7 protein-coding genes are annotated in these 10,662 nt (G+C 60.8%); all 7 read right to left on the bottom strand.

From position 1 onward, the window contains the following. Window positions 1–78: 78 nt before the first annotated feature. Complete coding sequence (locus tag ACRESD_RS12160; RefSeq protein ID WP_431751118.1) at window positions 79–1,596, bottom strand: hypothetical protein; 1,518 nt, start codon at window positions 1,594–1,596, stop codon at window positions 79–81. Between the two features lie 117 nt (window positions 1,597–1,713). Next, window positions 1,714–2,475, bottom strand: coding sequence for a PIG-L deacetylase family protein (locus ACRESD_RS12155; RefSeq protein WP_431751117.1), 762 nt, complete (start codon window positions 2,473–2,475; stop codon window positions 1,714–1,716). 215 nt (window positions 2,476–2,690) lie between these two features. Further along, window positions 2,691–4,850 carry a glycogen debranching protein GlgX gene (gene glgX, locus ACRESD_RS12150; protein WP_431751116.1) on the bottom strand — a complete coding sequence of 720 codons (2,160 nt, stop codon included), beginning with the start codon at window positions 4,848–4,850 and terminating at the stop codon, window positions 2,691–2,693. Window positions 4,851–5,022: 172 nt separating this feature from the next. Further along, on the bottom strand, window positions 5,023–5,280 hold the full coding sequence (locus ACRESD_RS12145) for a DUF2934 domain-containing protein (protein ID WP_431751115.1): 258 nt from the start codon (window positions 5,278–5,280) through the stop codon (window positions 5,023–5,025). 24 nt (window positions 5,281–5,304) lie between these two features. Continuing rightward, window positions 5,305–8,055, bottom strand: a complete 2,751-nt coding sequence (locus ACRESD_RS12140; RefSeq protein ID WP_431751114.1) for a malto-oligosyltrehalose synthase — start codon at window positions 8,053–8,055, stop codon at window positions 5,305–5,307. Beyond that, window positions 8,052–10,136 (bottom strand): 4-alpha-glucanotransferase, encoded by a 2,085-nt coding sequence (gene malQ, locus ACRESD_RS12135; RefSeq protein ID WP_431751113.1) that lies wholly within the window; start codon window positions 10,134–10,136, stop codon window positions 8,052–8,054. Before malQ ends, ACRESD_RS12140 begins: the two co-directional genes overlap by 4 nt. Continuing rightward, window positions 10,133–10,662: DUF3459 domain-containing protein (locus tag ACRESD_RS12130; protein ID WP_431751112.1), on the bottom strand; the 530-nt coding region annotated here is incomplete at its 5' end. The genes ACRESD_RS12130 and malQ, both read right to left, overlap by 4 nt.

The raw sequence follows: 10,662 nt of genomic DNA, 5'->3' as shown, positions 1-10,662 counted from the left end.
GGCCACAACCGAGAAGATCGCCAGTTGGTCGTAACGCTCTGTGCTCATTGATTCGGCCCTGTTATGAACAGCTCGCGATTATGCCAGATCTGTGACCCTCGCCGTGGTGGGCTCCGCGCATGTAATGAAATCAGACATCTGCTGCTCTTCTTCATCCGTCAAAAGAAATGTCTCCGTCCGACCTTCAAACTCCTCCTCAGCACGAAAGAGTCGTTGAGCAAATGCTTTTACGGTGGCTTGCTCTATTTCATAGAGGTCCTTCAACTTACCCGTGCGCTCCAAAAGGGTCTGGTGGTCAAACGCTCCTAACCTGCGCGAAGTGGTTTTCTGGGTGATTCCTATCTTGTGCAGGGTGCCTTCGGAAAAGCGGATTTTGACGAAATACAACGTCCCCGGACTATTGGCCAACGCCGGCTTCTTTTTGAATACACCCGCTGAATAGCGACCGGTGATCGGAATGTAGATCAAGGCTTCCTCCAGGCTCATGCTCAAGAGTCGAGAGGTAAGGGTGGGAAGAGTCAAGCCATGGGCAGCGGCTACCGCTGCAAGTGTGGAGTATTTGACGCCGTTGACTTCGTAGCGATCCAATGATGGCAGCGGCTCTATGCCAAGACTGATCTCGAGAGAATGTCCGCTGGCTATCCTGCCCTGATAGGTCGCTAGCGTGGTCTTACCTATCGCTTCCCATGCACTCATGGCACTACGGTAGTGCGTTCCGTTGACTTGGACGGGGTTTGCTAACGGTTCAGTAACCGCTTTTTTTGCGGTCCATTTGTTGATATGGATTCTGTTGTAGACGAGGGCTGCCGAGATGTTGTATTCGCGGGCCAATGCGGTGACTGAGTCAAATTGTACGTCATCCACGATGTAGTATTTTTTCTCCAGCGGTTCTCGCACTCGGGGGAGGTTTTTTTGCCGTATCAGGCTGCCCGGCAAAATTTTTTCATGACCGATGGCTTGCATGTCGCTCGCTTCTCGGCGCAGTCGGTCCAATACCGTGTTGTAGGGGACATCGAAATGTCGTGCGGCTTGGGCGGGCGTATAGGTATTACCGTAGATGGTCAGTGTGCGGGTGCTGGCCTTGGCTGTGCGGCCATCAACCTTTTTGATCACCTCAAACGCCTCTTCCAGTGACCAATGCTGCCTCAAACGGGCTAGCAAAGTTCTGTAGGAGCAGCCAGGTTTAAGCGTTGCATGGGCACTGCTCAGACTGTCGTAGGGGACGCCATTCACCTTGATGGCGTTTTTTGCAGCTTTGACTGGCACCGCCGCGCCGGTATTGGCGGATACTCGCGGCGCCTTCCCATGGAGAATTTCAGCGTCGGTCCAACCCCGATGTGCACGTTTTACGGCAGCGTTATAGGGAATGCCAGCGGCTTTGGCCAACGCCTTCAGATCACTGAACACCCGACTATCCACGATGTACTGGCGAGACGTCTTTTTACGAACAGGCTCGTGAATCGCTCTATCCAATGCCCACCCTTCACGCATTCTTGCCACCACGCCCGCATAAGTGATACCAAGCGATGCTTCGGCCGCGACCAGTGCTTTAAGGGAGTGGTACTGTCGATCCTGATAAATCCATGGGGCGGGCATTGATCATTCCTTGAACGTGGATGAATCAAGGCATAGTGCCATCATCTTTGCCCGACGCAAATACGTCGCCTGTGCAGAGTCTGTGGAGTTGCCGCCAGGGTGCGGTTTCATCACAGGCTAGAAAAACACAACCTCATAAGGCTCGCGCATTCGCTCCAGCAACTCCTGGGCCATCATCGGAGCCAGACCGATTTGCGGGTCGCCGGCCAACTGGCTGGCGTAGGCGTGGGCAGCGTGCAGTTTGCGCGCCACGCACCAGCTGTCCAGGCGCACTTTGCGTGCGCGTTGCCAGGGAATCAGCGCACCTTCACGACTCGGCCAATGCCAGGCCCAGATGGGCATTTCATACAACTGCGCGCCTACCAGGCTGCACGCTTTGGCAGTGGCGCGGCCGACGGCATCGTGGTCGTCATTGCCGTCGTTGCGCCAAGTGGTAAACACCACGTCGCCGGGCTGCAGGTAGCGGGCGATGAATTGGCTCATCGGCTGCTCTCGAGCGGCCAAGGCGTTGTCGCGAAACCCGCCGCGAATCCACTTCAGGCTGTGCAATGGCATGCCCAGGCGACGCAAGGCTTCGACGCTTTCCTGGGGCCGCACCACACTCAGGCGGCTGGCCGGCCACACGTTTGAGCCGGGATGACTGGCGCTGCCATCGGTCATAGAGATCAATTGCAGTGGGTGTTCGCGGGTGCTGAGCAGTTGCAGCAAACCGCCGCAGGCCAGCACCTCATCGCCCGGATGGGGAGCAATCACCACCACGCGTGCGCCGTGCGGCACCAGTGAACTCAATGTGATAATGGGGATTTGCGCCAGCTGCGGCGCACTGTTCCAGATTTGTGCGGGGCGGCGGCGGCCTTCGCTTAAGGAGGCAGGTTTCATAGGGAGTCACATCCTTGTCGGTTGATGCGGGGGTCGTACTCCGTTGACGGGACGACTCTCTTTTATTCACCTCAGGCTCCGCTGCGGTGAGTGCGCGGCGTTCCAACCCTGGAATGCTGTGCAAGGCGTTATGAGCATAGACAAGGAATTCTCGCTTTTACATTTTGTAATGTCGGTTTTTACGAAACCTCATCAAGGAATGATGCAAAACCCTGTCACACCTCGCCGTCGCGCTGCAGTTCGAACAACAACAATGAGCGGCCGGTCACTGCGTATTCATGCTCGAAATCGAAGCGTTCCTGGCCATGTACAGCGGTTTGATTGGTATCGAGCAGGCACGTCCAGAACTCACCTTCAGGCACCGGCGGCAGGCGGAAATTGACCGTGTCGTGGTGCGCATTGACCACCAGCAGCAAGGTGGCGTCGGCGCCTGGGCGGCGAATCCCGGTTTCCTGGGCGCGGCCATCCATGAGCATGCCCAGGCAGCGTCCGTGGCTGTCCTGCCACTGTTCAGTGCTCATCTCATTGCCGTCCGGCGCCAGCCAGGTGACGTCTTTCACACCGATAGCTTCGTTGTAGTCGCCCACCAGGAAGCGACCACGGCGCAGGATCGGGTAGGCCAGGCGCAGTTTGATCAGGCGTTTGACGAACTTGAGCAGCGACTTGCCGTCATCGTCCAGGTCCCAGTTGACCCAGCCAATTTCACTGTCCTGGCAATAGGCGTTGTTGTTGCCGTGCTGGGTACGGGCGAACTCGTCGCCGGCTACGATCATCGGTGTGCCCTGGGCCAACAGCAGGGTGGCGAAGAAATTGCGCATCTGGCGCAGACGCAGTGCGTTGATTGCCGGGTCGTCGGTGGGGCCTTCGACACCATGGTTCCACGACAGGTTGTTGTTGCTGCCGTCCTGGTTGTTCTCGTCGTTGGCTTCGTTGTGCTTGTCGTTGTAAGAGACCAGGTCGTGCAGGGTGAAACCGTCATGGGCGGTGACGAAATTCACCGAACTGTAGGGCCGGCGCCCGCGGTGGTTGAACATCTCGCCTGAAGCGGTCATGCGCCCGGCGAAATCCGCCAACTGGCCATCATCCCCTTTCCAGAACGCACGCACCGTATCGCGGAAGCGGTCGTTCCACTCCACCCAGCCTGGCGGAAAGTTGCCCACCTGATAACCGCCGGGGCCGCAGTCCCAGGGTTCGGCGATCATTTTCAATTGGCGCAGTACCGGGTCTTGGCGGCAGGCGACAAGGAAGCTGTGGCGTTCGTCGAAGCCATCGCGATAGCGCCCGAGGATCGTTGCCAAGTCGAAGCGGAAACCATCGACGTGCATTTCGTTGGCCCAGTAGCGCAGGGAGTCGGTGACCATCTGCAGCACGCACGGGTGGCTCAGGTCCAGGGTGTTGCCGGTGCCTGAGTCGTTGATGTAGAAGCGTTTGTCGTCGGGCATCAGCCGGTAGTAGGAAGCGTTGTCGATACCGCGCATGGACAGGGTCGGGCCGCGTTCGTTGCCTTCGGCGGTGTGGTTGTAGACCACGTCCAGGATCACTTCCAGCTTTTGCTCGTGCAGGTGCGCGACCATTTCCTTGAACTCGGCGATCTTGCTGCTGGCCAGGTAGCGCGGGTCAGGGGCGAAGAACGCGATGCTGTTGTAGCCCCAATAGTTGGTCATGCCTTTTTGCAGCAGGTGTTGGTCGTTGACGAAGGCATGCACCGGCAGCAGCTCTACCGAGGACACACCCAATTGGCGGATGTGCTTGAGCACGTCATCTTCCATTAAGCCGGCGCAGGTGCCGCGCACCGCTTCGCCCACGGAAGGGTGGCGCATGCTGATGCCGCGCAGGTGGGTTTCGTAAATGATCGTGCGGTCCCATGGCACACGCACTGGCTGGTCGTTGCCCCAGGTGTGCGCCGGATCGATTACCTTGCACTTGGGTACGAAGGGCGCGCTGTCGCGTTCGTCAAAGCTGAGGTCATCGTCAGGGTGGCCGATCGTATAGCCAAACAGCGCCTCGGACCATTTGAGTTTGCCCACCAGCTGTTTGGCGTAAGGGTCGATCAACAATTTGTTGTGGTTGAAGCGGTGACCATTGGCCGGGTCATACGCACCGTACACGCGGTAGCCGTAGATCAGCCCGGGGTGGGCGTCGGGCAGGTAGCCGTGGAAGGTTTCGTCGGTGTATTCGGGCAGCTCGATGCGTTCCAGCTCCACTTCACCGGTATCGTCGAACAGGCACAACTCCACCTTGGTGGCGTTGGCCGAAAACAGTGCGAAGTTCACGCCCAGGCCATCCCAGGTGGCGCCGAGCGGGAAGGGCAAGCCTTCACGAATGCGCGAAGGGTCGGTGGCGGCTGACGGTTCGGGTTTGTCGGATGGACTCATCAGAAAATTGCTCCTGCAAAAGGTTTATTCGGGCCGAGTGCAACCGTTCCGACTGAGCGTCAGTTAAAAACGGGGTTGAAATGCCACGGCTTATGGGGGGGGCTTGCCTGCGATAGCAATGTTGACGGTTCAGGTGCTATCGCGGGCAAGCCCGCTCCCACAGGGGGCCGAGTCAGCTGGAAGGTTTGCGTGGGGCCTTGGGCTTTTTCTCGTCAGCGGGCTTCGGGGCCGCCGCAGGCTTGGCCTTGGCCGCTGCCTTGGGTGCGGTTTTCGGTTTGGCCGCAGGCTTGGGTTTGCTCGGGGTCAACGCCTCGGCCTCAGCCAGCTTGCGGGCCATCTCCCAATGGCGAGTGTCCTGGCCGTGAGGCTTGCCTTCGGATTCCCAGATCTGATGCGCCAATTCACGAATACGTTTGTCTTCAGTACTCATCACAATGCTCCTCGCAGAAAAAATTCAGCTTTCTTGATCATCAGGATTGATAAAGACATTGATCGGGAATCCCCCCAGGGCAGTGCTGATCAACAGCTCCTTATTGGGTGTGACTGCGCCTGTTTGAAAAAGTCCCTTCCAGTTTTGTGTTGTGCCAATGAACGGTAGTTTTACCCGCGTATCGCCCCAAACCTGCGCAGGGATGTGCGGCCGCTCACTGTTTTCAAGCAGGCGATGGGGCCAGCGCGGCACCACCACCAGTACGCGTTTGCCTTGATGTTCGCGGCAGAACGCAACCACGTGTTCGGCATAGGCACCCTCGACCTCCACAGGTGTGTAGCTGCCTCGGCTGAATACGTCAGGGTGGGCCTTGCGCAAGGCCAGTACCTGAGTAATCAACGCCTGTTTGATACGCCCGTCGTGCCAGTTGGACAACTGTTCGCCGATGTCCGGTGGTGTATCGAGCGCCCGTTGCCGTGCGTTGAAATCCACCGGGCGACGGTTATCCGGGTCCACCAGGCTGAAGTCCCAGAATTCATTACCCTGGTACAGATCCGGCACGCCCGGCACGGTGAGGCGAAGCAAGGTTTGCGCCAGCCCATTCAGCACGCCGGCAGGGGCGATGACCTGGACTGCGGCACCGAGAGCGGTGCGTAACGGTCGACCTTCATCACTGAGCAGCAGGCGCTGGAGGAAGGCGTCGACACCTTTTTCATAGGCTTCGTTGGGGGCGTTCCAACTGCTCTGCAACTTGGCCTCGCGCAGGGCTTTCTGCTGCCATTGCCAGAGTCGATGTCGGTAGTCCTCAAGGTCGGGGTTGGCCTCCAGTGGCCAACTGCCCAACAGCACTTGGTAGAGGATCAGTTCATCGCCGGCCGAGGGGCAATGTGTAGTGTCGCGCAACTGCACGGCCAGGGAGCGCCAGTGCTCCACCTGCTCGGCATACCACGGCGCGCACTCACTGAGCACTGCCAGGCGTGCACGGCTGTCTTCACCGCGTTTATGGTCGTGGGTGGCGGTGGCCAGCAGGTTGTCGGGGAAGGTCCGCAAGCGCTGTTGATTGACGGCATGGAAGTCGGCCAGCGGAGCGCTGAACTGCTCGGTACTGAAACCCACGTCATTGCGCGACAACAACACCGCTGAACGATAAAACGCCGTGTCTTCCACGGCCTTGGCCGCGGCCGGCGAGGTCAGTTGCTGGAAGCGCACACAGGCATGCTTGAGGATCTTGCGCTCGCGGCCCACCGGGCGCTGACGCCAGGGCTGGCCGCCCAACCATGCTTGCAGGTGCTCGAGCACCGGCCAGTCGCCTTCGCTCAGAATGTTGCGGGCACCGCTCAAGGCCTGTTGAAAAACATGCTCGTCGGCAGGGCTACGGCCCAAGGCGCTGATATAGGTGCGGTACACCGGGAAGTGCACGATCAGCGCCTGCAAGGCGCGACGGATGGCGCCCAGGGTCAGGTCCCGCGTCATCACATCGTCACGAGCCACCTGCAGCAATGCTTGGGCGACGCTTTCAAAGTCACCGGCCAGGGAACCGTTGAGAATCTGTTGGCGGGCCAGCCACGCCTCTTCGATAAACGCCGAAGGCCGCTCGCTGTGGCGCGTCCACAATTCAGCCAGCGGTTCGAAGCCCTCCGGGTCGTGTTGCAGCAGCGATAGTTGGTTCATGAATTCGTAGCCAGTGGTGCCGTCCACTTGCCAGTCTTCACGCAGGGTTTCCCCCTCACCGAGGATATTTTCCACGAAGATCGGCACATGTCGCCCGGGCGCCAGCGCATTCACTCGGCGGCGCAGCTTGCGGCAGTAGCCACGCGGGTCGGCGAGCCCGTCGATATGGTCGACGCGTAAACCGTCCACCAGCCCCGTGCTGATCAATTCGAAGATCTTGGCATGGGTGGCTTCGAACACGGCGCTGCGTTCGACACGCAGGCCGCCCAGTTCGTTGACGTCGAAGAAGCGCCGCCAGTTGATGTCGTCGGCGGCGGTACGCCAACTGGCCAGGCGATAGGCCTGTTGCTCAAGCAATTGATGCAGTCGCGGGAAACCTTCCGGCGTGCGCCCGTCGAACGCCGTGAGCCGCCGCTTGATGGCCGGCAACACTTCCGTCGCCCGCTCGGCCAGCGCGTGTTTCAGCCAGCTCGCTTCGATGTAGGCATCGTCCTGATAGGCGAGGGCGCTGAAGCGGTCGGCCAGCGGCTTGAGTGATGCATCGGTGCCGAGAATCACCGCGTAGTCCTTCGGGCAGATCGGAAAGCGATGTTCGTAATGCTCGACGTAGAACGCGCCGTGTTCAGCGTCGAACTGCAGCGTCAGCGCGCCGCTTTGCAGCGCTTCGCCATAGTCACTGCCGAGAAAGGGCATCAATAGCTGGCCTTTGAGCAGTGGGTCGGGGGAATGCCATTGGATATCGAAGAACTCGCTGTAGGGACTCAGGCGGCCCCACTCCAGCACGTCTAGCCACCAGGGGTTGTCGGCACCGCCCACGGCCATGTGGTTGGAGACGATATCCAGGATCAAGCCCATGTCGTGCTCACGCAAGGCGGCAACCAGGCGACGTAGCGCCGGCTCGCCGCCCAGCTCTGGGTTGATCCGGGTGGGGTCGACCACATCGTAGCCGTGCATGGAGCCGGCACGGGCGCTGAGCAGCGGCGAGGCATACAGGTGGCTGATGCCGAGTCGGGCGAAGTACGGTACCAGTGGCACCGCCTCGTCCAGGGTGAAACCTTTATGAAATTGCAGGCGCTGGGTGGCGCGTAGAGGCAACACGTTCACCGGTCACGCTCGAAGGCTTGGTTGCGCGCAACGGCGAGCAATTCGAGACGGCGGGCAGCGCCTGCATTGTCGAGCAGGCTGGACGCCTCACCTGGCAGGCGGCGTCGCCAATTGGGGTGGGTGTCGATAGTGCCGGGCAGGTTGGCTTGTTCTTCCATGCCCAGCGCGTCCTCCAGAGGCAGCAGCACCAACGGCGCACGCGTGTGGCCAAGGTATCGCACGCTGGCATCGATCATGTGATCGGTGTCATTGCGGATCTCATCGACGAAGTTCTGCGGGTCCTGGCTCAGGGCCTGACGCAGTGCCTGGCGTTCGCGCAGGCGGTGTTCGCTCCATTGCTCCACGGTGGGCGCGTCGATCAGGCCCAGCTGGATGTTCCATTCGATATCGCGGCTGTGCCACCAACCGTTGAGAGTGGGCAAGTCGTGGGTGCTGGTGGTTGCCAGGGCGTTGTCCGGCCAGTCGAGGATCGGTTTGAACTGGCCCTCATGGTTTTGCTCGAACAGCAACACCCGCATGCCGAGGATCGAGCGGCCGATGAGCTTTTCGCGCAGGCCGTCGGGCACGGTGCCGAGGTCTTCACCGAGCACGATGGCCTGGTGACGGTGGGATTCCAGGGTCAACAGGCGCAGCAGGTCGTCGACCGGGTAATACAGGTAAGCCCCTTCACGGGGCGACGCGCCGTTGGGGATGACCCATAGGCGCTGCAGGCCCATCACATGGTCGATGCGCAGGCCGCCGGCATGGGCGAAGTTGGCCCGCAGCATTTCGATGAAGGCGCGAAAGCCGTTGCGCTTGAGACCCTCTGGCGAGAACGCGGAGATCCCCCAGCCTTGACCGGCGCGGTTGAGGATGTCCGGTGGCGCTCCCACCGTGAGGTCGGCCAGCAACTCGTCCTGACGGCTCCACGCCTGGCTGCCGCCGCCATCGGCGCCCACGGCCAGGTCGGCGATCAGGCCGACGCCCATGCCGCTGCCACGCGCGGCTTGCTGTGCACGCTCCAGGCTGCGGGCGATCAGCCATTGGCAGAAAGCGAAATAGCCGATCTCGTCACGGTGATCTTCGGCAAATTGCGCCAGGGCCGGGCTCTGCGGTGTGCGCCAGTCTTGTGGCCAGTGCCGCCAATCGAGGTCTTCCCCGGCAGCGGCGCGTGCGGATTGTACGGCTTCGAAGCGGCAGTGGTTCTCCAGGGCTTCGCCGCCGGCTTGTCGGAAGCTCAAGAAATCGGCCTGTTGCGGGTGCTCGCCGTGGCGGAAGCCTTCATACAGGGTGCGCAACAGGCGCTGCTTGGCCTTGGCGGCGGCAGGCCAGTCGATCAGGGTCAGTTGTTCGAGGGTGTGCAGTTCGTCTGCCAGCCCCGCGGCCTCGATGGCGCTGTGCACTTCGCGTTCGCCCAGGATGCACGCCGGTGAGGCATACAGGCTGTTGAGAAACAGACGGCTGGACGGTGAATATGGGCTGTAGCGCTCAGTGTCGGCACTGAACATGGCGTGCATCGGACTGATCGCCAGAGCATCGGCACCGCGCTCGGCGGCGGAACGGGCGAGGTGCTCCAGGGTCAGGGTGTCGCCGAAGCCGCCATCACCCAGACGGCGCAGCCCATACAGCTGGGCACTCAGGCCCCAGGCGCGGGCAGGGTGGCTGTTCACCGCTTCAGCCACGCTGTAGCAGTGGGTGGGGGCGACGGCCAGGGTGAAGGTCTGCTCGGCAATGTGCACTTGGTGGTAACCCAAGGCGATGACGCCAGGCAATACGGCGTTACCGTCGAGACGCAATTCCAGGGTTTCACCGTGTTCCAGGCTGACGCGGCAGGCGGTGTCTGGGGGGAAGTAGCGCGCCAGGTCCAGACCTGCGCCGCTGTCGACGGTCATCAGTGGGGGCAGGTGCTTGTCTTGTTGCACCTGCTCAAGCTCCAGCAGGCTGGCGTCGATCTCGGCATCGGTGTCGGCCGGATGTCCCAAACCTTTGAGCACGGCGCGCAGGGCGTCAGGTTTCACATGTTGCGGGCGGCCGTTGGCGTCGATCCAATCGACGGCCAGGCCCGCGCGGCTGGCGAGGATTTCCAGGTTCGCTTCGCTCAAGGGTGCTCTCCAACAGGGGTTAGGAAAACGCGGGCGCTGTAGGGGGCCAAGTGCGCGCCCTGTCTGGCTGGCGTTTCGAAAAGACAGGCATGGGGTGCAGCGTGATCGACGGGCTTGGCGCTGAGGTTGAGGTCGATTTGCAGCAAGCTGCCGTTGCCCAGTCGCCAGCGTGCGCTGATGGCTGCGTCGGCCAGCACTTGTGTACTCAAGGCCACGCAACCGGGCAAGTGAGGCACGATCTGTTGGTGACGCAGGCTCAGCAGTTGGCGGTAGAGCTGAGTGTGTTCGTTCTCGATAAATGAAGGTGTTGAGCGCAGGAAAGTCGACAGGGCGTTGGGGTCGGGGATCAGCTCACGCTGCTCGGGGTCATCAAAGGCGGCAAAGTCGGAAAACTCATTGCGCCGGCCTTCACGCACGGCTTCAGCCAGCTCGCCGTGGTGATCGGTGAAAAACAGGAACGGCTCATTGGCGTTGACCTCATCGCCCATGAACATCAGGGGAATCATCGGCGATAGCAGTAATAACG

The organism is Pseudomonas sp. (assembly GCF_050739995.1).
Lineage (GTDB): Bacteria > Pseudomonadota > Gammaproteobacteria > Pseudomonadales > Pseudomonadaceae > Aquipseudomonas.
Note: the sequence above shows the minus strand (reverse complement) of the source record. Positions and strands in the feature narration are given on the sequence as shown.